General features: G+C 72.9%; 7 protein-coding genes. 2 read left to right on the forward strand and 5 right to left on the reverse strand.

All coding sequences use genetic code 11. The features are described 5' to 3' along the window. The 5 genes from AB0O82_RS35680 to AB0O82_RS35700 form a co-directional block, all read right to left on the reverse strand. Nucleotides 1–19,415 (reverse strand): SDR family NAD(P)-dependent oxidoreductase (locus AB0O82_RS35680; protein WP_363588718.1); only part of this gene is annotated, 19,415 nt, incomplete at its 3' end. Further along, on the reverse strand, nucleotides 19,412–21,406 hold the full coding sequence (gene asnB / locus AB0O82_RS35685; protein ID WP_363588720.1) for an asparagine synthase (glutamine-hydrolyzing): 1,995 nt from the start codon (nucleotides 21,404–21,406) through the stop codon (nucleotides 19,412–19,414). The genes asnB and AB0O82_RS35680, both read right to left, overlap by 4 nt. An 11-nt stretch (nucleotides 21,407–21,417) precedes the next feature. Beyond that, on the reverse strand, nucleotides 21,418–21,669 hold the full coding sequence (locus tag AB0O82_RS35690; RefSeq protein WP_350884062.1) for a phosphopantetheine-binding protein: 252 nt from the start codon (nucleotides 21,667–21,669) through the stop codon (nucleotides 21,418–21,420). Between the two features lie 3 nt (nucleotides 21,670–21,672). Further along, nucleotides 21,673–22,518 (reverse strand): acyltransferase domain-containing protein, encoded by an 846-nt coding sequence (locus tag AB0O82_RS35695; protein WP_363588722.1) that lies wholly within the window; start codon nucleotides 22,516–22,518, stop codon nucleotides 21,673–21,675. Nucleotides 22,519–22,527: 9 nt separating this feature from the next. Next, on the reverse strand, nucleotides 22,528–23,502 hold the full coding sequence (locus AB0O82_RS35700) for a LysR substrate-binding domain-containing protein (RefSeq protein WP_363588724.1): 975 nt from the start codon (nucleotides 23,500–23,502) through the stop codon (nucleotides 22,528–22,530). A 686-nt stretch (nucleotides 23,503–24,188) separates the two neighbouring features. Here AB0O82_RS35700 and AB0O82_RS35705 point away from each other — a divergent pair. Together AB0O82_RS35705 and AB0O82_RS35710 are read left to right on the forward strand one after the other, a co-directional pair. Continuing rightward, the gene (locus tag AB0O82_RS35705; RefSeq protein ID WP_363588726.1) at nucleotides 24,189–24,830 is read left to right on the forward strand and encodes a MarR family winged helix-turn-helix transcriptional regulator; all 642 of its coding nucleotides are present in this window, start codon (nucleotides 24,189–24,191) and stop codon (nucleotides 24,828–24,830) included. Nucleotides 24,831–25,293: 463 nt separating this feature from the next. After that, nucleotides 25,294–25,872, forward strand: coding sequence for an ABC transporter ATP-binding protein (locus AB0O82_RS35710; RefSeq protein WP_363588728.1), 579 nt, complete (start codon nucleotides 25,294–25,296; stop codon nucleotides 25,870–25,872). Nucleotides 25,873–25,910 lie beyond the last annotated feature (38 nt).

Here is a 25,910-nt window from a genome sequence, read left to right on the forward strand (position 1 = left end):
CAGCACGGCCGCGAAGCGGTACCAGATGCCGTAGTCGGCGTTGCCGAACTTGGCGTACGAGCGGCGGGCCACCCCAGGTCCTCCTCATCCGAAGCTCCCAGCTCCCTGCGGATGACCGCGTACCACTCCTCCGTCATGCGCCGCGCGGTGGCCTCGTCGAAGACGTTCGCGTCGTACTTGAGGAAGACCTTGAACCCCTCGCCGTCCCGGTAGGACTCGGCAGCGAGGACGTACTCCCCGGCGTAGGGCAGGTCGTCGAACAGCCGCAGGTCCAACTCCCCGGGCGCGGCCGGGGCCGCGTTGGTCAGCAGGTCGGCGCCGTCGAAGTTCTGGAACAGGAAGTTGGTCAGGACCAGCGGTTCGTCGTCCGCGCCCACGGCCCGGGCGATCTCCAGCAGCGGGTAGCCGCCGTGCTCGATGCCGCCGACCACCTTGCGCTGAAGGGACTTCAGCAGCTCGGGGAAGCCGCCGACGGCCGTGCAGCGGATCGGCAGGCAGTTCGCGAACTGGCCGACGACGTCCTGGAACCGCTCCTCGTAGCGGGCGACCGCCGTCATGCCGAGGACCAGGTCGTCCTGCCCGGTCAGCCGGTGCAGGAACCGCACGTACGTCGCGAACAGCACGGTGGCGACGCTGACCCGGTGCTCGCGCGCCGCGTCGGCCAGGGCGGCGGCCAGCGGCGGCGGCAGCTTGACCGTCGCCACGTCCACCCGGGGCATCCGCTTGGGGTCGTACGGCCGGTCGTAGGGCAGCGCGAGCGCCGGTCGATGACCTGCCAGCTCCCGCAGCCAGTAGTCCCGGTGCTGCCGCGCGCGCGGGCCGGCGAGCAGCGCCTCCTCCCAGGCGACGAAGTCGCCGTAGCCGGCGCGGCTCAGGCTCCCCCGGCCCTGGTAGGCCTCCTTGAGCGTGCGGATCAGGACCGCCGTGGACGTGCCGTCCAGCAGGATGTGGTGCGCGGTGATCAGCAGCAGGCGCCGCCGCCCGGCGAGGGAGACCAGGTGCGCGCGGACCAGCGGGCCCGTCGCCAGGTCGAACGGGAGGTTCACCAAGTCCCGCAGCCCGGCCAGTTGGGCGGCGCGCTTGGTGGCCGTGAGGTCGACCCGTTCGAAGGACGGCGCCCGGCCCGGGTCGATGTCCATGAACGGCACGCCGTCCCGCTCGCCGAAGACGGCGCTCAGCACCGGATGGATGCCGCTCTGGGCGCGGACCGCCCGCTCCAGGGCGGCTTCGTCCAGCTCGCCGTGGATCTCGAAGAGGAGCGGGAGGTTGTAGGCGGTCGACTCCGGCGAGCGCTGCTGGTCGCGGTACATGGTCAGCTGGCCGCACGAGAGGTTCCACCGCTCGCCCGCCGGGCCGGCCTGGGCATCCGCCGTGGCCGTCGCGGCGGCCCCTGCACCGGCGAAGTGGGCGCACAGGCCGTCGACGGTCTCGACGTCGAAGAGCAGGGTCGCGGAGACGTCGTCACCGAACTCCTCGCGCAGGGCGTTGGTGAGCTGGAGGACCAGGATCGAGTCCAGGCCGTAGTGGGTGAGCGGGGCCGCGGTGTCGATCCGCTCGGCCGGGATGCCGAGCACGGCCGCGGCCTTGTCGAGGATGAGCGCGGACAGGTCGGAGCGCGACGCCGGTGCGGCGGAGGGAGCGGGCGCGGGCGCGTGGCTCGCGGCCGGCGGGGCGGGCGCGGGCTCCGGCCGGGGCGTCGGCACCACGGCAGGCACCGCAGCAGGTACCGCAGCAGGCACGGCGACAGGCGCCGCAGCAGCCGCCGGCCGGGTGACGCCCTTCGGCCTGGTCCCGACCGCCTGCCGGGCCACCCCGTCGCTCTCCGCCGCGATGACCTGCTGTCCCAGCGGCAGCGCCTGCGACAGCGGGAACACCACCGTCCCGAAGCCCTCCCCCGCCAGCACGTCCCGCCAGTTCTCCGGCGACAGCGCCGGCGAGCCCGGGATCCGCAGCGACCGGTCGTCGAACAGCCACCAGCCTTCCAGCAGCCCGAAGGTGACGTGGCTGAACAGGTCGAAGGCCGACAGTTCGTTCAGCAGCAGCCACCCGCCGGCCCGCATCGCGGCCTTGGCGTTGCGCAGGGTGTTGCGGGTGTCCTTGGTCGCGTGCAGCACGTTGGCCGCGATCACCAGGTCGAACCCGCCCTCGCCGACGTCCTGCCCGGCCAGCGGCCGTTCGATGTTGAGCAGTCGGCAGTCCAGGTAGGGCACGCCCGGCCCGTAGGTGGCGCGGGCGTGGTTGAGGAAGGCCTTGGAGAGGTCCGTGTAGACGTACGTCTCGATGCTCTCCTGGTACGGCTTGAGCGCGGCGAACATCCCGGCGCTGGTGCCGCCGGTGCCGGCGCCGATCTCCAGGATCCGCAGCCGCGCCCCCGGTTCACGGCGCAGCCGCTCCGACACGACGGCGACGGCGGCGCCGGCCATGGCGCGGTTGAACACGTCCGCGACGTGGTTGTTGCGGTAGCAGCCCTCCACCAGCTCCACCGAACCGCGCGGGAACATGATGTCGGTGGGCCTGGTCCGGCCGGTCACGATGTCCGGCAGCGCCCGGAGCATGGCGGAGGCCAGCCGCAGTTCGGCCTTGCGGTCGGCGTCGGCCGACCAGGACTCGCACTGCCGGTCCCACTGCGCGAGCACGGTCTCCGCGAGCACGCCTTCCGCCGGCCCGGCCGGGACGGTGGCCCGCCGGGCGTGCTCCAGCCAGTCGGCGTACACCGGCAGGATCGCGGTGTGGTCGACGGTCGCCAGCTGGGCCGCCAGGACCTTCGCCAGCCACGGGTCCCGCTCGGTCCGGCGCCACCGCACGACCTCGTCCATCAGGCCGTCCACGCTCTCCGGCGCGAGCAACAGCTCGCCGCGCACCCGGGAGGGCGTCCGGCCGTGCACGGTGACCTGGGTGGCGCGGTCGAAGTTCGCCAGGGTGTTGTGCTGGTTGGTCTTCACGAAGGCCAGCTGCCGTTGTTCCCCGCCGAGCAGGGCGTCCAGGGCGGCGAGCCCCTCGCGCGGCTCGATCGACACCAGGCCGACCCGGCTCAGCCGCTCCCGGTAGAACTCGGAGGTGACGCTCCCGAGGTTGCCCCACCATCCCCAGTTCATGACCCTGACGGGGGTGTCCCAGTGCTGTCCGAGCGCGTGCGCGTAGGCGTCGCTGAAGGTGCAGCCGGCCGCGTAGTTGCCCTGGCCGGCCGCCGTCGTGAAGGACTGCATCGACGACAGCAGCACGGCGAAGTCCAGTTGCTCGCCGTCGAAGACCTCGGCCATCGCCGTCGTGACGTCGACCTTGGCCGCCAGCCCCGCGCGCAGGGTGGCCTCGTCCATCCGGGCGAAGGTGCTGTCCCGCAGGACGAGCGCGGCCTGCACGACCCCGTCGATCCGCGGGTGGCGCTCCCTGACCTCGCCGACGGCCCGGCGCAGCGCCGCCGGGTCCCCGGCGTCGGCGCTGAGGTAGCGGACGGTGCCGCGTCCCTGGACGGACCGGAGCCGTTCCTCGATGGCCGCGTCGGGTGCGCTGCGGCCGATCCAGGTGACGTGCGCGCCGTACTGCCGCACCACGTGCTGGGTCCAGGCGGTGCCCAGGCCGCCGGCGCCGCCGATCACCACGTAGACGCCGCCCTCGCGGTAGACCGGTCGCGCGGGCGTCTCGCACGGCGCCCAGTGCCGGGCCAGCCACTGGCCGGCCCGTCGGACCCAGGCGTCCTCGGACGAGCGGGCGGGCAGGGCGGTGAGGTCGGCGGGCCAGTCGGGGCCGTCGAGGTCGACGCGCCGGACGGTCCACTGCTCGTACTCGCGCCCCAGGGAGCCGAACAGGCCGTGCAGCCCGGCGTGCGCCGGCTGGACGGGGTCGTCGGCGTGGGTGGCGAGCGCGCGGGTGGTGACCAGCGTGATCCCCAGCGGCCGGGCGTCGTACCCGGCTTCGATCAGCGCCTTGATCAGGCGGAACGCGGCGACGACGCCGTCGTTCTGGGCGGCCGTGTACCCGGCGGCGTCGACGGGGTCGAGCTTGGGCTCGGGCGCCGTCCAGACCAGGTGGTCGACCGGTCCGAGGTCGCGCAGTGCGGCGGTCACCTCCTCGACGGAGGCGGACGGCGGCAGCGGCCAGGTCAGGGCGCCGTCGAGCGGTGTCGGTCCGCCGACGACCAGGACCCGGTCGGTGCGAGCGGGTACGGGCGCGTCGGTGGCGGTGGTCGGGTCCCAGACGGGCGCGTACAGCGCGGGCTCGCTCCGGACGGTGCGGCGCGAGGTGTAGCCGGTCAGCCGCACGCAGACCGCGCCGTCGGCGTCGACCAGGTCGATGTCGAGCTTGTCGAGCGGCCCGGCCGCGCCGCCTCGCACCACGGCCCACATCGCCGACTGGCACGGGGCGTACAGGTCGAGCCGGTCCAGGGCGAACGGCACGGCGGTGTCCCGCATGCCGGTGAGGTGGGGCGCGACGGCCGCCTGGATCGCCGAGTCCAGCATCGCGGGCGCCAGCGGTCCGGGCTCCGCCGAGCCGGGCAGGGCCAGTTCGGCGAGGACGAGACCGGAGCCGACGTGCGCCTGCCGGATCGCCCGCAGGCTCGGGCCGTGGTCGATGCCCATCGCCACCAGGGCCTCGTGGATCCGCTCGCCGGACACGGTCTCCCGGCAGTCCGCGCGCAGCGCGGCGAGGTCGACCGGTGCCGGGCGCGGGGCGTCGGACGACGCGATGGCGCCCTCGCAGCACACGGTGGAGCCGGTGCCGATCTCGAACCGGTGCCCGCCCTGCTCGCTCGCGCGGACCTCGACCCGGACGTCGACCGGGGTGTCCGAGACCTCCAGCGGCTGCACCCACGTGACGTTGCGCATCCGCACCCGGGTGGCGCCCAGCGCCTTGCGGGCGAGTTCGAGGTAGGCGACCGCGGGAAGGAGGTGACGGCCCTGCACCACGTGGTCGCGCAGCAGGCCGTCCGTGCGGGTCAGCGTGACGCCGGTGCCGTCACCGCTGGTGCCGCCGTTGCCGGTGCCGCCGTTGCTGCTGCCGGCGGTCGGAGCCCAGTGGCGGTCGCGGGCGAACGGGTAGGTCGGCAGCGGGATCCGTCGGCCCTCGGCGGGCGCCAGGTCGTCGTCGGGCAGCCGGGCCGGGACCGTGCCGTCCAGCACCTGGACCAGCTCGTCGCGGTCGCGGACCACGCAGGCGAAGCGGTGGGCGAAGCGTTCCCGGCCGACGGCCAGGGTGTAGGCGAGGTCACCGAGGTCGATCGACGCGTGGGCGCGGACGTGGAGCGCCAATCGGCTCCGCTGTTCGAGGAGTTGTTCCTCCGACCGCGCCGAGAGGACCACCACGTGGTCCGTCCGCGGCGCGACGGCGGTGCGCGCGACGGCGTCGGCGACGGCCGGGGCCTCCTCGATCACCAGGTGCGCATTGGTGCCGCTGGCGCCGAAGGAGCTCACCACCCCGCACCGCGGCACCCCGGCGGGGCTCTCCCAGTCGTGGGTGCGGGTGCTCAGGTAGAACGGGCTTCCCACCAGCGGGATCGCCTCGTTGGCGGTCTCGAAGTGCAGCGAGGCGGGGATCTTCCGGTGCTTGATCGCCAACAGCACCTTCAGCACGCCCGCGATGCCCGCCGCGAACTGGGTGTGGCCGATGTTGGTCTTCAGCGAGCCGACCGCGCAGTACTCCGTCCGGTCGGTGCGGGCGCGGAACGCCCGGTTCAGCGCCTGGAACTCGATCGGGTCGCCGAGCTTGGTGCCGGTGCCGTGCGCCTCGACGAGTCCGATCCGCTCCACGTCGACGCCGAACCGCTCGTACACCTCGCCGAGCAGGCTCTCCTGGGACACCGAACTCGGCGCGGTGATCCCGTTGGTGGCGCCGTCCTGGTTGACGCCGCTGGCCTTGATCACGCCGTGGATGTGGTCGCCGTCGGCCAGCGCGTCCGCGAGCCGCTTGAGCACCACGACCCCGACGCCCTCGCCGGGCACGAAGCCGTCGGCGCGGTGGTCGAAGGTGTGGCAGCGGCCGGTCGGCGACAGCATCCCGGCGCGGCCCGCGAGCCGGTACAGCCGCGGCGTGGACTGGAGGAACACCCCGCCCGCCAGCGCCATCGAGGTCTCGCCGGACCACAGGTCCTTGCAGGCCAGGTCGATCGCCACCAGCGAGCTGGAGCACGACGTGTCGACGGCGATCGCCTGGCCCTTGAGGTCGAGGAAGTACGACACCCGGCTCGGGATGACCGAGGTCATGTTGCCCCACAGGGTCTGCGCCGGCGCCTCCGGATCCAGCAGCCCCTGGTAGTCGCCGGCCCACGCCCCGACGTAGACGCCGCAGCGCGCCCGGCCCATCCGGCCCGCGTAGCCGGCGTCCTCCAGGGCCTTCCAGGACTCTTCGAGCAGCAGCCGCTGCTGCGGGTCCATCACCGCGGCCTCGGTGCCGGAGATGTTGAAGAACATCGCGTCGAACTCGTCGATGCGGTCGAGGAAGCCGCCCCGGGTGCAGGTGCTCAGGCCGTCGAGGTCGAACCGGGTCGCCTCGGTGACCAGGTCGTCGCCGTCGGCCAGGTGCGTCCAGAGTTCGTCCAGCGAGTCGGCGCCGGCGAACCGGCCGCTCATGCCGATCACCGCGATCGGTCCGCGCTCCGCGCTCCCGGTGCCGCTGTCCGGCTGCCCGGCCGCCACGGGCCGTGCGGGCCGCACGACCGGTGGCGGGGCGCTCTCCCGTTCGTCGGCCGGCTCCGTCGCGCCCTCCGTGTGGACGATGACGCCCCGGTACTCGGCGAGCAGGTGCTCGGCCAGCCGGTCGGCCGTGCTGTAGTCGAAGACCACGCTCGTCGGCAGGTCCAGCGTCAGCGCGCCGTTGAGCTGGTCCACCACGCGGATCGCCAGGATCGAGTCCAGGCCGTAGTCGGCGAACGCCAGCCCGCCCTCGACCTCCTCGACCTCCATCGCCAGCGCGCGGGCGATCTTCTCCCGCACCACGGCGGGCACGATCTCGTCCAATCCCCTGTGCGCGACGGCGGGTTGGACGATCGGCGCCGCGATCGGTGCCGCGATCGGTGCGGGCGTCGGCACGGGCTCGGGTGCGACCGCGAGCGCGGGTGCCGGCGTCTGCCGGGTCAGGTCGCCGATCCAGAACCGCTCCTTGGCGAACGGGTACGTCGGCAGCGACACCACCCGGCGTGGCGCGCCCTGGCGCAGGCGCTCCCAGTCCACCTCGGCGCCGGCCGCCCACAGCGCTGCCAGCTTGGACAGCTTGCCGGCCGCGATCCACTGCCGGACCAGCAGTTCCTGGAGGTCGCCGTCACCGGTGATTTCGGCGAGCAGTCCGCCGGATTCCCCGGCGGTGCCCCGGTGCCCCCGGCCGCCCCTCAGGGCCGCCCTCAGCTCCGCCGTCGACGAGACGGCGACCGCGTACCGCTCGGCCATCGCCTCCCGCCCGACCTGGAGCGTGAAGGCCAGGTCGGCGAGGGCGGTGTCCGGGTTGCGGTCGAGGAATCCGGCCAGCCGGTCGACGGACGCCGTGAGCTGGTCGGGAGTCCTCGCGGAGAGGACGACGACGTGTTCGGCCTGTTCGGCCTGTTGGGGTTGTCGGGCTTGTTCGGCGCCGTTGCTCGCGCCGTCGGTGGGCTGCACGGAATACTCCTCGACGATCACGTGTGCGTTCGAGCCGCCGGCACCGAAGGAGGACACCGCCGCGATCCGCGGGCCGTCGGAGTGCCACGGGCTCAGTTCGCGCTGGACCCGGAACGGGGTCCGTTCGAAGCTGATGTTCGGGTTGAGCTGTTCGGCGTGCAGGCTCGGGACGAGTTGCCGGTGCTTGAGCTGGAGCAGGACCTTCGTCAGGCCGGCCACCCCGGCCGCGGCCTCCAGGTGGCCGATGCCGGACTTCACCGAGCCGATCGCGCAGAACTGCCGCTCCGCGGTGTCCCGTTCGAAGGCCTTGGTCAGGCCCGTGATCTCGATCGGGTCGCCCAGTTCGGTGCCGGTGCCGTGCGCCTCGACGTAGCCGACCTGCCGGGCGGAGACCCCGGCCTGGTCCAGCGCCCGCCGGACGACATCGGCCTGGGCGACCGGGCTCGGCACGGTGTAGCCGGTGGAACGGCCGCCGTGGTTGACGCTGGAGCCCCGGATCACCGCGAGCACGCGGTCCCCGTCGGCCACCGCGCGGGACAGCGGCTTGAGCAGCACGCACCCGACGCCCTCACCGGGCACGAACCCGTGGCCGCCGGTGCCGAAGCTGCGGCAGTGCTGGTCGGGCGAGAGCATCCCGGAGCGGCACAGCTCGACGTAGTCCAGCGGGTGCGCGTAGAGGTTCACGCCACCGGCGATCGCCACCTCGCAGGCGCCGCGCCGGAGTTGTTCGCACGCCTCGTGGATCGCGGTCAGCGAAGCCGAGCACATGGTGTCGATCGTCAGGCTCGGCCCGCGCAGGTCGAGCAGGTAGGAGGCGCGGGCGCTCAGCGAGGCGAACGACAGGCCGGGCACCACGAGTTCGCCCGAGGGCAGCCGGCCCACCTCGTGCCGGGCGTGGCCGACCTTGGTGACGCCCGCGAACACCCCGACCCCGTGGCCGTGGCGCTCGGCGAGGCGCGCCCTCGTGTACCCGGCGTCCTCCAGCACCTCCCACGCCGCCTGCACGAACAGCCGCTCCTGCGGGTCCATGGCGTAGGCGTCGCGCGGGGCGATGCCGAAGAACCGGGGATCGAACGCGGCGAAGTCGTCCAGGAAGCCGCCCCACTTGCTGTAGCTGCGGCCGGTGGCCACCGCCGTGTTGCGGTCGGGCTCGAAGAAGCCGTCCAGCGGCCAGCGGTCCACCTCGCGGACGCAGTCGCGGCCCGCCGTGAGGTTCTCCCAGAACTCGTCCAGGTCGGCGGCGCCCGGGTAGCGGCCGCTCAGCCCGATCACCGCGATCGGCTCGTCGGCGCCGGGCGCCGGCCGGTCGGGGACGGCGGTCGGCCGAGCGCTGGTGGCCCGCTGTTCGGCAGTCGCCGCCGGCTGGTCGCCCGCCACCGGCTGGTCGGCCGTGGCCGCCTGCCGGCGCGCCGGTTCCCGCCGGAGGCCGGCGAGTTGACCGGCCACGGCCCGCAGGGTCGGGTGCTCGTAGAAGATCGTCGAGGAGACCTCGGGGTAGGTCCGCACCAGCTCCCGGTTGAGCTGGATGACCATCACCGAGTCCAGGCCGATGTCGACCAGCGGGCGGTCGGGGTCGACCGCGCCCGGGGCGAGCCCGCTGACCTCGGCGAACAGGGCGAGGAGGTGGCCGAGGACGTTCGGGTCGGCGCCACGGACGGGAGCCTCCGGAACGGGAGCCGTCGGCGCGGGAGTTGTCGGCGCGGCGGCCGGGGCCGGTGTCCCGGTCGGCACCCGCGTCGGGTCGCCGTGGTGCACCCACACCTGGTCCGCCCCCGCGTTCCAGGCGTCGACCAGCGCCGTGAGCCCGGCTTCCGTGGGCATCGGCGCCAGCCCCCGGTCCTCCCACAGGTAGGCCCGGGTCCGCTCGCCGACCTGCATGCCGCCGTCCTCCCACAGCGGCCAGGCGATGGACAGGGTGCGCCCGCGGCGCAGCCCCTCGGCGACCCGCGCGTTGCGCGCGGCGGCGAACTCGTCGAGGAAGGCGTTGGCGGTCGCGTAGTCGGACTGCCCCGGGTTGCCGGTGACAGCGGCGCCCGAGGAGAAGGTCAGCACGAACTCCAGCGGGCAGTGCCCGGTGGCCCGGTCGAGGTGCACGAGGGCGTCCACCTTGGTCGCGAGGACCTCGTCCCACTGCTCGGCGGTCTTGTCCGCGAGCAGCGAGTCCCGCACCACGCCGGCGGCGTGCACGATGCCGGTGACGGCGCCCGCCTCGGCGACCAGGTGCCGCACCTCCTCCCAGCGGGAGACGTCGGCGCGCACGTACCTCGCGTCCGCGCCGGCCTGCCGCAGCTCGGCGAGCAGGCGGTCGATCCGGCCGTCCTGCGGCGAGCGGCCGGCCAGTACGACGGTCGGCCGCCGGACGTCGGCGGCGATGCGCCGGGCCGTCGAGGCGCCGATCCCGCCGGCCCCGCCGGTGATCAGGTACACGCCGCCGTCCCGCCAGGGCTTGCCGGAGGCCGTTCCCGCACCCGGGCCCGGGAGTTCGGCCGGGGCCCAGCTGCGCGTGTGCCGGACACCGTCGCGGTAGAGCACCAGGTCGTCGGCGGCACGGGCGTTCTCCGCGACGGCGGCGGCCAGGTCGGTGCCGTGGACGCCGTCGATGCCGATGACCTGGCCGACGATCCGCGGGTTCTCCTTGGTGACGGTCCGCAGCAGGCCCGCGAGAGCGAGGTCCGCCGTGACGACCTGGACGAGCGTGGTGCCGTCCCGGGCGTCGAGGCCGCGGACGGTTTCCAGCAGTTGCCACGACAGGTCGCGGAACCGGCTCTCCGGCCGCTGCTTGACCGTGTCGAGGCGGATCGCCTCGGGTACCTCCCCGTCGACCCCGCACAGCACGACGACGCGCCGGTCGTACCGGCCGGTCGCGGCGGCGGGCGTCGGCGTCCAGCGGGCGGTCAGCAGGGTCGTGCCGCTCTCCTGCCGGGTGCCGGGGGCCCAGAAGCGGTCCCGGGCGAACGGGTATCCGGGCAGGTGCGCGCGCCGGGGCGTGCCGTCGCCGAGCAGCGAACGCCAGTCGACGGCGCCCCCGCCGACCCACCGCCCGATCGGCTCCGGCTCGGCTCCGCGCTCGCCGGTGGCGACGAACGCCCGCAGCCCGTCGACGAGTTCGGAACGGGACGAGACGACCCAGCCGACCCGTTCCGCCATCTCCTCGCGGCCGACCTGGAGGCTCCACGCGATGGATTGCAGCGACACCTGCTCCGACTCCGGGGACTCCAGGTAGGCGAGCAGGCCCCGGGCCCGGTCGGTCAGCTGCCGGGCGGTGCGGGCCGACAGCGGCACCGCGACCGGCCCGCCGTCGCCCTCCCCGTCCCGGTCGCCGCGTACGTACTCCTCGACGACCACATGGGCGTTGACGCCGCCGAACCCGAAGCTGCTCACCCCGGCACGCCGCGGCGCGGGGCCGCCGGCACCGCTGCGGGGGCGCGGCCAGGCCTCGTTGTCCCGCACGATGTGGAACGGGCCGCCGGCCAGTTCGATGTACGGGTTGACCTCCTGGAGGTGCTGAGTCGCGGGCAGCACGCCGTGCTTGAGCGCGAGCAGCACCTTCAGCAGCCCGGCGATGCCCGCGGCCGACTCCAGGTGGCCGATGTTGGTCTTGACCGAGCCGAGGCCGCACGCCCCGTCGTCGCTGCGGCCCAGCCGGCGGAACGCGGTGCGCAGCGCCCGGACCTCCACCGGATCGCCGAGGGCCGTGCCGGTGCCGTGGGTCTCGATGTAGCCGATGGTGTCCGGGTCGAGATCGCCGACGGCGGCCGTCACCAGCTCGGCCTGGGCGTCGGCGTTCGGCGCGGTCAGCGAGTTGGCCCGGCCGCCGTGGTTGTACGCGCTGCCCCGGATCACCCCGAGGATCGCGTCACCGTCGCGCTCCGCCGCCGCCAGCGACTTGAGCACCACCACCCCGACGCCCTCGCCCCGGACGTAGCCGTTCGCGCCCGCGTCGAAGGTCTTGCAGAGGCCGTCCGGGCTGAGCATGCCCGCGCGGTGCGCGCTGACGAAGGTGTCCGTGCTGAGCAGCACGTTGACCCCGCCCGCGACGGCCAGGTCGCAGGTGCCGGAGCGGATCGCCTCGATCGCGCGGTGCACCGCCACCAGCGAGCTGGAGCAGGCCGTGTCGATCGGCTCGCTCGGGCCGCGCACGTCGAGCAGGTAGGAGATGCGGTTGGCCAGGATCGAGTGCGTGGTGCCGGTCGAGGTGAAGGCGTCCGGTCGCACGCCGAGCGTGGCGAGCAGCGTCGCGTAGTCGTTGCCGGTGACGCCGATGAACACGCCCGTGTTGGTCGGCAGGTCGGCGGGTCGGTACGCGCTGTCCTCCAGCGCCTGCCAGACCGTCTCCAGGACGAGGCGGTGCTGCGGGTCCATCAGTTCGGCCTCGCGCGGCAGGATGCGGAAGAAGCTGGCGTCGAAGGCGTCGATGTCGTCCAGGGCTCCGATCCGTTGGGGGAAGTCCTGGGCCTCGATGGCTTTGCGCTGCTCCTCGTCGTAGCGGTGCAGCGGGAACGCGGTGACGGAGTCCTTGCCCGCCAGCAGGTTCGCCCAGTACTCGTCCAGGTCGCGGGCGCCCGGGAAGCGCCCGGCCGCGCCGATGACGGCGACCGGCCGGCGCGGGTCGGGCCCGGTGCGAACCGGCTCCGACTCCGGCTGGGGCTGGGACTGGGGTTGGGGCTGGGGTTGGGGTTCGACCTTGATCTTGACCCCGGCCTCAGCCTTCACCTCGGCCTTCACCTCGGCCTTCGCCGTGGCACCGTGCTCGTCGACCAGGTGGGCGCCCAGCGCCTCCAGGGTGCTGACGTCGAAGAACACCGCCGGGCTGACCACGACCCCGAACCGCTCGTGGATCTCCTTCGCGAAGGTCACCAGCGAGATGGAGTCGAAGCCGAACGCGTCCAGTCCGGTACCCGGGTCGAGCTCCTCCGGCTCGAACTTGAGGATCTCGGCGGCGATGGAGCGCAGGACGTCCACGACACCCGACACCGCCGACACCACTGGTACATCCTGCTCAGCCGGTACGACCGGCTCCCGCTCTCGCACCGGGCGGGCCTGCGGCGCCGGACGGTCGCCCGGCGCCACCCCTCCGGTACCGCGCCGCACCCCGGCCAGTTCCCCGACGACCTCGCCCGTGCCCCCGACCAGCAGGATCCGGTCGTCGCCGAGGACCACGTACGTGACCGGCGAACCGGCCCGCACCCGGATCTCCCCGACCTGGTTGAGCGCGACCAGGGTCCAGTCCGGCGCCCCGGCGCGCTTGGCCTCCCACTGCACGCCCTGGGCGATCGCCGCGAGCACGAACGGCTCGACGGTGACGTTGCGCCGGACGTGGTCCTGCTGGAACGCGGGACTGCCGATGGTCAGCACCGTCCGGCCGTCCGGCGCGCGGAACACGCCCTCGACCGCGCACGAGGCCGGCTTGTAGTCCAGCCCGCCCTCGGCCAGTTCGGCCAGGAACTGCTCCCGGGTGAGGACCTCCCGCAGTCCGGCCGGCTCGACCCGGCCGGACGGCGCCGTGGCCGCCCCCCGCACGGTGAACTCGACCGCCGCCGTCCCGTCCCCGGTCCGGACGGTGCCGTGGCCGTCGGCGAACTCCGTGACGAGCCGCGTGGTCGTGGACCAGTCGACCGGCCGCAGCACGCGCAGGTCGTGGACCGACGCCTCGGCGGCGAACCCGCTGACCTTCGCGGCGGCCAGCGCGAGGTCCACCACGAAGGTGGGCACGATGGTCGGCGCCTTGGCCAGCCGGTAGCCGTAGTCGAGCAGGTCGGTGAGGTGGACGTCCAGGGCGTAGCGCAGGCCCCGGACGTCGGATTCGTTGCGCCCCAGGAAGGGGTGCAGCCGCTCGCGCAGCGCCAGCGGGGCCAGCACGGACGGTGCGCCGTCGGTCTGCTCGATCCAGCAGCGCACCTTCTCGAACGGGTAGGCGGGCAGCGACACCCGGCGTGCCGTCGGCAGTTGGTCCCAGTCGACGCTCTTGCCGCCGGCCCAGGTGGCGGCGAGTTCGTGCGCGGGCAGCTCCCGCCGCCCGGCCAGGTAGCCGTCGACGGCCGCCAGCGCGGACCGCCGGTCCCCCGCCACGAACGCCCAGCGGTGCGGCAGTTCGTTCTTTCCGACCCGCAGGGTGTACGCGATGTCGGGGAGGTCGGCCTCCCGCGCCCCGGCGAGGTGGTCGCGGAAGACGGCCAGGTAGCGCCCGAGCGCGGCCTCGTTCATCGCCGAGAACACGAACAGCTGCTCACCGAAGGGCTCTTGGCGCACCGGCCGTTCGGGGTACTCCTCAAGGATGATGTGCGAGTTCATGCCGCCGGCGCCGATCGAGGTGATGCCGGCCCGCCGGGGGTGGGTGACCTGGCGGCCGTCCACCTCGGTGACCATCGGCTGCCAGTCGGCGAGCTTCTGCTGCACCTGGAACGGGGTGTCGGCGAAGTCGATGTCCGGGTTGAGCTCCGTGCTGTGCAGGGACGGCGCCAGCTTGCCGTGCCTCAGTTGGAGCAGCACCTTCGCCAGGCCGATCATGCCGGCCGCCGCGAGCAGGTGCCCCATGTTGGCCTTGACGGACCCGAGGGCGCAGAACTGGCGGTCCTCGGTGTACTTGCGGAACGCCGACGTCAGGGCGCGGACCTCGATCGGGTCGCCCAGCGCGGTGCCCGAGCCGTGCCCCTCGACGTAGCCGATCGTCCTCGGGTCGACGCCGGCGTCCTCGATCGCCTTCTGGATCGCGTGCGCCTGCATGCCCGGGTTCGGCACGGTGAAGCCGTTGCGCGTCCCGGCGTTGGACAGGGCGGTGCCCTTGATCACGGCGTACACGTGGTCGCCGTCGCGCTCGGCGTCGACCAGCGGCTTGAGCACGACCGCGCCGACGCCCTCGCCGAGGATGGTGCCGTCCACGCCGTGGCCGAAGCTGCGGATCACGTCGGAGGTGCCGGTGGTGAAGTGCTCCTCCGAGGAGGTGATCAGGTTGTACGGGTGCAGCATCAGGTTGACGCCGCCCGCGACGACCATCCGGCACTCACCGGCCCGCAGCATCTGCACGGCCTGGTGCACGCACGTCGACGAGGCGGAGCACATGGTGTCCAGGAAGATCGACGGCCCGGTCAGGCCGTAGAAGTAGGACAGCATGTTGGGCAGCGTCCCGGTGTAGCTGCCGCTCTGCGGCGCGCCCCTGGTCAGGCTGTTCTGGAAGCCGTACAGGTTGTAGTGGTTGCTCATGGTCCCCACGAGCACGCCGACGTCGCCCTGGTAGCGGCGGTGGATGGTCTGCCGCGAGTAGCCGGCGTCCTCCAGCGCCTCCACGCCCGACTGGAGGAACAGCCGCACCTCCGGGGACATCTGCTCGGCCTCGCGCTTGGAGATGCGGAAGTAGCGGGGGTCGAACTTGTCGAGGTCGCGGAGGAAGGTCCCGGTCCGGATCACGCTCTTGCCGCGGACGGACCGGTCGCTGTCGTGGATGGCCTCGTGGCCCCAGCGGTCGGCGGGCACTTCCTCGAAGGTGTGCCGGCCGTTCTCCAGCAGCTCCCACAGCTCGTCCATCGTGTCGGCGCCGGGGTAGCGCCCGGACACTCCGATGATCGCGATGTCGTGCCGGTCGTCGCGCGCGGGTTCGCGGACCACGGTGACGGCGGACGCGGCCGGGGCCTCGAACCGGGCGGCCGGGGCCTCGGGCTGGACCGCGGGGGCCTCGGTCTGAACGACCGGGGCTGCCAAGGCTTCCGGGGTCTCCGCGGTTTCCGGGCTTTCCGGGGTTCCGGCCGGACCGGTCGCCCCCAGCACCGCCTCCAGCTGCGCCCGCCTGGTCTCCACGAAGTGCGCGGCCACCTCGGCGATGTTCAGGTACTCGAAGAAGATCGTCTTGGACAGCGGCCCGAACACCTTCTCCAGCTGGGCGGTCACCCCGAGGATGCTCAGCGAGTCGATGCCGTACTCGATGAGGTTGGTGGCCGACTCGATGTGCTCCGGGTCGTGCCGCAGGACCTCGGCGACGACCCCCCTGAGCAGTTCCTCGGTGCGCTGCAGCAGGTCGCCCTCGCCCGCGCCGCCTGACGGAGCAGCGGTGGCGGACGAGGCGGTGGCCGGGGCCGCGGGGGCCGGGGCCGGGGCCGCCCGGCGTTGCGCGGCCAGGGTGGCCTTGGCGCCGTAGGCGACGACGAGGTGCGCGGGGGCGTCGGCGAGCAGGGCCCGGCCGAAGGCGCGCAGCCCGTCCTCGGTGGGCAGGTCCTCCCAGCCGCGCTCGCGGCGCAGGGAGTCGCGGGTGACCTCGTCCAGCGTCATGCCGCCGTCGGCCCACAGCGGCCAGCTGATCGCGACGGTCCGGCCGCTGCGCTCGCCCGCGTCGACCAGCGTCCGGCGGTGCCGGGCGAAGGCGTCCAGGAAGGCGTTGGCCGCCGAGTAGTCGGACTGCCCCGGGCTGCCGTAGACGCCGGCGACCGAGGAGAAGAGCGCGAAGAACTCCAGGTCGAGGTGGCGGGTCGCGGCGTCGAGGTTGAGCGTGCCGCGGACCTTCGGCGCCGTCACCAGGCGGACGTCGGCCAGGTCCTTGCGCAGCAGGTACTGGTCGCGCAGCAGGCCGGCCGCGTGCACGACGCCGTCGAGCGACCCGTGCTCGCGCACGATCGTGTCGACCGCGACGCGCACGCCTGCGGCGTCGGCGACGTCGACCGGCAGGTAGTGCGCGTCGACCCCTTCCGCGCGCAGGGCGTCCACCGAGCCCGCCGGGGAGCGTCCGCTCAGGACGACCGTCGCCCCCGCGCGGCCCAGGTAGCGGGCGAGGTGGCGGCCGATGCCTCCCAGGCCGCCGGTGACCCAGTAGACGCCGCCGGCCCGCAGCGCGGGCACCTGCGGTCCGGCGTCCAGTCGCGTCTCGACGGGCTCCAGCACCTGCCGGGTGCCGTCGGCGGTGTAGCGGACCTCGGTGTCGGCGGAGTCGTCGGCGCACTCCTCCCGCACGATCCGCGCGAGCTGCTCGGCGGAGGCCGCGTCCAGGCCGGCGACCCGGACGACCCGGCCCGAGACGAGCGGGTTCTCCAGGGCGACGGTGCGGAACAGGCCCGCCAGCGGTGCGTGGAAGTGGGTCGGTACCCGGGCGTCGATCAGGGCCACGAAGCGGTGCCCGGTCCGGGGAGAGGACGCGAGCACCTGCTGGACCTCGGCGAACACCTGCTCGGTCGCGGCGTCGACGCCGTCGGCCGGGCTCGCCCGGGTGATCTCCGGCAGGGTCAGGAGGTGCGCGGTGCGGGTGGCGCCGCCGTCCGCGTCCAGCGGCCGGTCGGTCCACCGGGTGGTCGCCGTGACGACGCGCGGGCCCGCGTCGGTGGTGCGCTGGGCGAGCCCCCGCAGGCTGGCGCTGATCACGCCGTCGCCGTCGCACAGGTCGATGTCGAAGGTGGTGAGCGACCCGGAGCCGGCGCTGCGTCGCACCCAGGCCCAGGTCTCGGCGGGGCAGGGCCGGTACACCTGGAGCTCGTCGAGGGTGAAGGGCAGCGTCGGGCCGGCGGCGGCGCCCGTCAGGACCACGGAGGTCTGGAAGGCGGCGTCCAGGACGCTCGGCGGCAGCACGCAGCCGTCGGCGCCGGTGGTCCGGATGCGGGCGATCGCCTCGTCGCGGCCCAGCCGGAGCCCGCGCAGCGCGCGCATGGCCGGGCCGTACTCCAGGCCCTGGGCGCGGAAGGCGGCGTAGACCTCGTCGGTGCCGCGGGTGGTGCGGCAGGCGGCGCGCAGGGCGTCCAGGTCCAGCGGTGACGGGTCCGGCAGGGTGACCAGTTCGGCGGTGCCGGTGCTGTGGACCGTCTCACCCTGCCGGAACTCGAACGCGATCGCGTCCTCGCGCGGCGTCAGCGCGAGGTCGACGTCGACCGGTTCGCCGACGACGATCGGCCGCAGCCACGCGAGGTCGCGCAGCCGGACGGCCCCCTCCCGGGCCGCCGCGCGCTCCACGGCGGCGCGCGCCATCTCCAGGTACGCGACCGCGGGCAGCACCCGCCGGCCGCGGACCAGGTGCGAGGCCAGGAAGGGCTCGGCCCCGGTGAACGTGGAGGTGTAGCGCTGCTGCGCCAGGTCGGAGGTGTTGCGGTGGACGAGCGGGTGCAGCAGCGCGGCGCCCGGCGCCTCGACGGGCGGCGTGACGTACCAGTGCCGGTCCCGGGCGAACGGGTAGGTCGGCAGCCGGACGCGACGCGCCCCGGGATGCCCGGGCCAGTCGGCGCCGCCCCCGTTCGCCCAGTCCTGCGCCGCCGCGACCAGTTCGGCCCCGGCCCCGGCGGGGTTGCGCACCTCGCCGTCCGCGACGGACTCCAGCGCGGCCGCGAGCTGCTCCCGGTCCGAGACCAGGAACACGGCCCTGACCCGCATCGCTTCGCGGCCGACCTGGAGCGTGTGGGCGATGTCGGCCAGCGCCTGGCGCGGCCGCAGCGCGGTCTCCGGTGCCAGCAGGTGGTCCCGCAGGCCGCCCGCGAGCACCCGCAGCCGCTCCAGGTTCTTCGCCGACAGCGGGACGACGTACGGCCCCGCGGGCTCGGTGGTGCGGTCGGCCGGCCCGCCGACGTGCTCCTCCAGCAGCACGTGGGCGTTGGTCCCGCCGAACCCGAACGAGCTGACGCCGGCCCGGCGCGGCACTCCGTCGCCGCCCGGCCACGGCCGGGTGTCGCCGACGATGTAGAACGGGCTGCCGTCCAGGTCGATCAGCTGGTTCCTGGTCCGGAAGTTGACCGTCGCCGGGAGGGTCCCGGCGGCCATCGCGCCGATCACCTTGACCACGCCGGCCACGCCCGCGGCCGATTCCAGGTGGCCGATGTTGGTCTTGATGGAGCCGATGCCGGTGCTGTCCGGCCGCGGTGACGTCCCGTGGGCGTCGTGCAGGCTCTGGAAGGCGCGTTTGAGGCCGACGATCTCGATCGGGTCGCCGACCGGCGTGCCGGGCCCGTGGGCCTCGATGTAACTCACCGTCTCGGGCGTCACACCGGCGCGGGTGTAGACGTCCTCGATCAGCGCGGCCTGGGCGGCCGGGTTGGTGACGGTCAGCGAGTTGGTCTTGCCGCCGTGGTTGGTGCCGACGCCCTTGATCACCGCGTGCACGGGGTCGCCGTCCGCCAGCGCCCTGGCCAGCGGCTTGAGCAGCAGGACGGCGCCGCCCTCGCCCCGGACGAAGCCGTCCGCGTCCTGGTCGAAGGCGTGCGAGCGGCCGGTGGGCGAGAGCATGCTCGCCTTGCTGAACGCCACGAACAGCTTCGGCGACCAGCACAGGTTCACGCCGCCGGCCAGCGCCAGGTCGCAGTCGCCGTTGTGCAGGGCGGCGACGGCCTCGTAGAGCGAGACCAGGGAGCTGGAGCAGGCGGTGTCGTTGGCGATGCTGGGGCCGTGGAAGTCGAAGTAGTAGGACAGCCGGTTGGCGACGATCGAGTAGGCCGTGCCGGTCGGGAAGTAGGCGTCGGTCGGCACGTCGTCGCGTTCGATCAGCTCGGCGTAGTCGCCGTGGCACAGGCCCATGAAGACGCCCGTGCGGCTGCCCGCGAGTTCGCCCGCCCGGTAGCCCGCGTCCTCGATGGCCTTCCAGGCCAGCTCCAGCGCGAACCGCTGCTGCGGGTCCATCGTCTCCGCCTCGCGCGGGGAGATGTTGAAGAAGGCGGCGTCGAAGCGGTCGGCGTCCTCGACGAACCCGGCCCAGACGCTGTACGTCTTCTCCTCGCCGCCGCGCGGATCGCCGAAGTAGCGTTCCTTGGACCAGCGTTCGGCGGGCACCTCGGTGATCAGCGAGCGTCCGGCCGCGAGGTGGTCGAACAGCTCGACGAGGGTGTCGGAGCCGGGGAACCGCAGGGCCAGCCCGATGATCGCGATGTCGTCGGTACTCATCGGCTCTCCCCCACTCGCTGCACGGCACGGCGGTTGTCCACGGTCACCCGCAGGTTCAGCGCGGCGCTCGACGCTCCGGCCGGCGCCGTACCGCCGCCCCGCACGAACTGCTGGTGGAGCACGGCGGTCGTCAGCAGGTAGAGGAAGGTCTGGTCCTCCTTGGTGCTGACCTCCTCCACCGGCGAGGTCATGACCTTGTCGACCAGGCGCCGGGCGAACTTCGCGTCCAGGCAGCCGATCCCGGCCAACTCGTGGTCGGACAGCAGCAGTTCCAGGTAGTCCGGGCGGCTTTCCTTGAAGGCGGCGCTGCCCGGCGCGCGGTAGGGCTGCTTGGGGCGGCTGGTGGTCCACTCCGGGAGCTCGGCGCGGAACGCCTTCTTCAGGATGGCCTTCTCGACCTGGCCGTCGTCGTAGCGCAGGTTCACCGACGCGGCCGCGCGCACCACCGCGGGGTCGAGGAACGGGCAGCGGTTCTCCACGCTGTGCGCCAGCGCGGCCCGCTCCCCCTGCGTGGACAGCAGGAATCCGGGCAGCAGCGTCTTGTACTCCAGCCACTGCGCCTTGTGCATCGCGGTCATGTCCGCGTAGCCGGGAGTCCCGGCGACGAGGTCGAGCAGGTCGGCGAACGGGTCGATCCGGTCGGCGAGCAGCCGGGCCGCGAACCTCCCGTTCTGGTACCGCATCTCGTGGGAGAACAGGCCCGGCAGCCGTTCCACCGAGAACTGCTGGTACAGGCCGAGCAGGTGGGCCTGGTGGGCGGAGCCGAAGTGCTCCAGCTCCGGGTGCAGGCCGGCCAGCCGGGTGCGGCGCTCGCCGTCGGTCAGCTCGTTCCACCGCGCGCGCAGCAGGGTCTCGCGGAACAGCGAGTAGCCGAGGAAGGCCTCGTCGGCGCCCTCGCCGCTGAGGATGGTCTTGATCCCGGCGTCGCGGACGTGCCGGGACAGCAGGAACATCGGCACGAACGAGGTGCGGAAGGTCGGAACCTCCGCGTGGTACACGGCGGCCGGGAAGTGGTCGGTGATGTCCTCGCTGGTGATCGGGACGGCGGTGTGCAGGGTGCCCAGGTGCTCGGCGACCAGGCGCTGGCTGTCGGACTCGTCGAAGGACTTGTCCTGGAACGCCACCGAGAAGGTGCGGACCTCGTACGGGGAGAGCTGGGTGGCCAGCCTCGTCACGATCGAGGAGTCCAGGCCGCCGCTCAGGTAGACGCCGACCTCGACGTCGGAGCGCAGCCGCAGCTCCACGCTGGTGCGCAGGGTCTGCCGGAGCATGTCGATCGCCTCGGCCTCGGTGCCGTCGAAGCCGGGCACGTCGAAGTCGAGGTCCTCGTAGGGGCGCAGCGAGCGGCGGCCCGCGCTGATGGTCAACACGGAGCCCATCGGCAGCTGGCGCACGCCCCGGAACGGCGTGCGGTCGGGCAGCGGCGTCCACGCGGCGTAGGTGGTGGCCAGCTCCCTCGGGTCGAACTCGAAGCGGAAGCCGGGGAAGGCGCGGAACGCCTTCATCTCGGACGCGAACAGGAAGTCCCCGCCCGCGTCGGCGTAGAACAGCGGGCGCTTGCCGTAGCGGTCGCGGGCCAGCACCAGGTCACCGGTCGCCGCGTCCCTGATGGCGACGGCGAACGCGCCGTTGAACCGGGTGAAGCAGTCCGACCCCCACTGGATCCAGGCCTGGAGCACGACCTCGGTGTCGGAGTGGTCGGTGCGGAACGGGCGGCCGAGGCGCTCCAGTTCCGCGCGGAGTTCGATGTGGTTGTAGATCTCGCCGTTGAAGCAGATCCAGTAGCGCCCGGAGGGGTCGGACATGGGTTGCGAGCCACCGGCGAGGTCGACGATGGCCAGCCGCACCGCCCCCATGGCCATGCCGTCGTCGAGGTAGTAGCCCGCCTCGTCCGGCCCGCGGTGGTGGATGTTCGACAGCATCGAGGTGATGACCTCGGCGGTGGCACCGGGGTGCAGCGAGGTCGAGAGGAAACCAGCCAGCCCGCACATGATCCGTCCTTCTACTTCGCGGAGATCTTCTTGGTGACGAACTCGTCGATCGCGGTGAGCGAGACGAAGACGTTCACGAGGATGTCCTCCGGGGAGATCTCGACGGAGAACTCGGACTCCAGGAACTTCATCATCCTGACGTAGCCGAACGAGTCGATGACCCCCGCCTTGAACAGGTCGGTGTCCGGGGTGATCACGTCGTCGAACTCGAAGAGGAAACGGTCTTCCAGGTACAGCCGGATCGTGTCCGTCGTGGTTGCCATGTGTCAGACTCCAGCCCTGATTTTGAACACCATGTGAGTGAGGGCCAGGCCCCCGATTTCGGTGAATTCCAGCTCGGCGTCGCCGTCGAGCAGCCCGCGGACGCTGTCGGTCCAGCGCACCGGGGCGACCAGCTGCTCCGTGAGCATGCGCGTCACCTGTCCCGACTCGTACGGCCGGCCCGTGACGTTGGAGATGACGGGGGTGTCGGGATCGGCGAACTCGAACTCCGTCAGGAACTCGGCGAACCGCACCCTGGCCGACTCCATGTACCGGGAGTGGAAGGGCGCGCTCACCTTGAGCCGTACGAAGCGGATCTCCCGGCGCTCCAGGCAGGCGTGCGCCGCGTCCAGGACCGGCGGGGTGCCCGCGATGACCACCTGCGAGCCGGTGTTGAGGCCGGCGATGTCGACGCCGTCGACGCCGTCCTCCGCGAGGATCTCCAGCAGTTGCCCGGGCGGTGTGTTCATGACGGCGGTCATGCCGCCCTCGGAGGCCGCCGCCATCAGCTCGCCGCGCTTGGCGACCAGCCGCAGCCCCGTCTCGAAGGCGAAGGACCCGGCCGCGAGCAGCGCGTTGTACTCGCCCAGGCTGTGCCCGAGGTAGACGTCCGCCTCCCGGTCCCCGTGGTGGACCCGCTCGAAGGTCCGCAGCGCGTTGACGACGAACAGCGCCGGCTGGGTGTACTCCGTGCGGCCCAGTAGGCCGTCCGGGTCCTCCGTGCACAAGGAGACCAGGTCGTACCCCAGCACGTCCGAGGCGTACTGGACCAGCCCCGGGTACCGTTCGAAGACCTCTGCCCCCATTCCCTTTTCCTGACTTCCCTGACCAGCGAAGATGACTGCCAGCACGACGCTCCCTCAACCCATGACTACCTGCTGACCTGCACTGACCTGCGCCCGACCCGCCCCGACCTGCCCCCGGCTCGCCCCGACCGCGACCGCGGATCTGAGCACGTCCAGGAACGCCCTGCCGCGGCTGCTCATGGCCAGCTCGGGCATCACGGCCGCGCCCAGGGTCGCGGGCGGCAGGTCTCCGACCAGCTCGACCTCGCGGACCCTGCCCCCGTCCAACGTCGTTGCGGTTCGGGCGGGTTGATACATCAAGGCGAACCCGGCACCGGCGGCCACCAGGCCGCGCAGCGTCTCGATGCTCGCCGCCTTCACCACCCGCGGCATGCGGACGCCCGCGCGGGAGAACATCCGCTCGGCGTGACGGAGCACGCTCGGGACGTTCAGGGCGACCAGCGGTCGACCGGCCAACTCGTCCAGAGCGAGCGGGCCGGCCAGGCCCGACGGGTCGTCATCCGCCAGCAGGGCGTGCACCGGCAGATCGACCAACGGGTGGAACCTGGCGTCGCCCGCCAGGAAGTCGTACGTCACCGCCAGTTCGCACCGGCCGTCCCGGAGGAACTCCAGCAACCGGTCGGCGGACGCCTCGTGGAGGTTCAGCTCCAGCGCCCGGTGCCGCTCCCCGGCCAAACGGTGGACCAGCGGCAGCAGGAACGGGGCGATCGGGAAGAAGAACCCGACGTCGAGCTGGCCTGCCGTGTCGCCCGCCAGGGCGTCGCCCTGTGCCTTGAGGCTCCTGGCCTGCCCCAGCAACGCGCGCGCCTCCCGCAGCAGGTGGCGACCGCTCGGCGTCAGGGAGACCCCACGGGCATGGTGACGGAGCAACAGCTGAACACCGAGCTGACGTTCCAGCCGCATGATCGCCGACGAGACCGTCGACTGCGAGGCGCACAGCTTCTCCGCCGCCTCCGAGATGTTGCCGATCTCGGCGGAGACGACGAAGTAGCGCAATTGAGTGAGACTGAATCCCAAGCGATCGGTCATAGCGCGCGGAAACCTTTTCCCGGAATCTGGCCATGCGGATTTTTCGGGGTCGGCGGGCGACCGCCGGAGAAATTCTGAATTCGGTGACGAACCACGGGCGATCAGCCCGCGGCGGATCCGTGAAAGGCGTACCGGGGCGCGGTGACCGGCCTCGGTACGCAGGGCGACGGCGGCCCGTGGCGACCGCGGCGGGCCGCCCGTGCGGAGCCGGTCACGCCGACGCGTTCCGCTTCGGGCCGTTCGAAGTGTTCGAGCAGTACGGCGAGTTCATGCCCGCCGCGGCGTCAACTCGACTTTCTCGGCGCGCTGCCGGGCGATGCGGGCCCGGCAAGCTGCCGGTCCGATCTGCTTGACGCCGACGCGCGCAAATGGCTGGACACCGAGCTATTCCGGTCCAGTACTATCTGCCGGAGGTAGCCCAATCCCGGATTCGTTCCAGGGAACGGGATGACGGGGACATGTGCGATGACCATGGTGACACTTTCCTCAGCTCCGGTCATAGACGAGAAGCTATCGGGCGGGATGTCGCGGTCCAGGCTCATATGACATGAGCAGATCAACTACACAGAGAGCAAGAAACCGGACAAGTCTCCGATGAGCGTGCCCAGGTCGCCCAGCTCGAAGCGGGCCACGTGTCATACGGTAACTGAAAGGTTACCGGTTAACAAGTTGGAGCATGTGCACGAATGGATGAAACGCAGGCGGTATGGCAGCTGTGGGTACAGAGCCGTCCTGACCTCGACCTTTCGTCGATGGAGATCATCGGCGGCCTCCGACACGCCCACGCGATGCTGGAGTTCCTCCTTGAACCAGTGTTCGAAGCGGCGGCCGTCAGCTCATCGGAGTTCGACGTGCTCTACCACCTCCGCCACTCGACCGAGCCGACGATCGCGCGCCGCCTCGCCGCCTCGATGGGGCGGTCGCCGGCCGCGCTGAGCAAGGCACTGGCCAAGCTGGAACGTCGCGCCCTCGTCGTCCGGACGGTGAATCCCGCGGACCGGCGCGCGGCGCTGGTCTTCATCACCGACGCGGGCGCGGCCGCCGTCGACGACGTCATGCCCAAGCGCCTGGCCATCGAGCAACAGGTCCTCGGAGCACTCAGCGACGGACAGAGCACGCAGGTCCGGATCGCCCTGCGGCGTCTCGCCGAAGCCATCGAAGCCCAGGCCCTGCGCAGCCCGCCCGCCGACCCGGAGACCACCACCACCCCGGCCTGGACTCCGCCGCGTTCGCCGTCACGCGAGTCCCCGTCCCGCCCCCCTCGGGCGCCCCGGCGACAGCTCGCCAACGCCAAGCCTCCCCGGAGCGGTTACCCGACGGAGCTGTGAGCACCGCCGCCATCGGTGACTCGACTCGGCCGACAGCACGTGGACTTCGGGCCCGGCGGTGATCGCGACCCTCGACACCGAAGCGGTGCCCGGCGCCCCACCGCGGACGCCGGAGGATGAGCGACCGGGCGACGGGCGCACCGGCGGCCGCCGACTCGTGCAGAACAGCCCGCCAGCAGAGCTGGCGGGCACCTGGTCGAGCACGGCGCCACCCGGCACCTGGCCGGGCACGGGGCGGACGAGCTGTTCACCGGGGGCGCCGCCTATCTGCACACGCTCTTCCGCCGCCACCCGGTGACCGCCTGGCGGCAGTTGCGCGCCCACCGAGGACGGCAGCGGGGCGACAACGGCCGGCCGCACCACCTCCGGACCGCAACCGGACCAGGGCCCGCCGTCGGCGCCTTCGCTGGAGATCCGCGATCTGCGGTTCGGCTACAGCCCCGACGCGCCGGTCCTCCGGGGGTTGTCGCTCACCGTTCCCGCGCACGCGCTGGTGGCCCTGGTCGGCCCGTCCGGGGCCGGAAAGTCGACCGCCTTCGCCCTGATCAACCGCTTCTACGAGCCGTGGAGCGGCAGCATCCGCATCGACGGGCGGCCCGCCACGGACCTCGGCCTCGCGGAATGGCGCTCACACCTCGGCTGGGTCGAACAGGACTGCCCGATCCTGCACGGCACCCTGCGGGACAACCTCTGCTACGCCGCCCCGGACGTCACCGACGACCGGCTCTGGGAGGTCCTCGACCTCGTCAACCTCACCGGGAAGGTGCACGGCCTGACGGCGGGCCTCGACACCGAGGTCGGGGAACGCGGGGTGCGCCTGTCCAGCGGCGGACACCGTCGTCATGCTCTCCGACGGCACGGCCGCCGCCACCGGCACGTACGCCGAGCTCCTCCGCACCGACCCGGGATTCCAGCAGCTCTGCGGACACCGGCGGACCGCGGACCGCGGCTCCGCCACCCCGCCGGTCAGCCGGCCCGGGGCAGCAAGCGCTCGCCGCCGAGGACCCAGCGGCCGCGGCGCATGACGGCGACCAGGTCGTAGCCCTCGGAGTCGAGCACGACCAGGTCGGCCTGCTTGCC

The sequence above is a fragment of the Kitasatospora sp. NPDC088264 genome (assembly GCF_040685715.1).
In the GTDB taxonomy this organism is placed as follows: Bacteria; Actinomycetota; Actinomycetes; order Streptomycetales; family Streptomycetaceae; genus Kitasatospora.

Bases quoted from the DNA above. Each gene is read 5' to 3' on its own strand.
- AB0O82_RS35690 (WP_350884062.1), bottom strand. From the start codon at position 21,669: ATGGCAACCACGACGGACACGATCCGGCTGTACCTGGAAGACCGTTTC.
- asnB (WP_363588720.1), bottom strand. From the start codon at position 21,406: ATGTGCGGGCTGGCTGGTTTCCTCTCGACCTCGCTGCACCCCGGTGCC.
- AB0O82_RS35700 (WP_363588724.1), bottom strand. From the start codon at position 23,502: ATGACCGATCGCTTGGGATTCAGTCTCACTCAATTGCGCTACTTCGTC.
- AB0O82_RS35705 (WP_363588726.1), top strand. From the start codon at position 24,189: ATGGATGAAACGCAGGCGGTATGGCAGCTGTGGGTACAGAGCCGTCCT.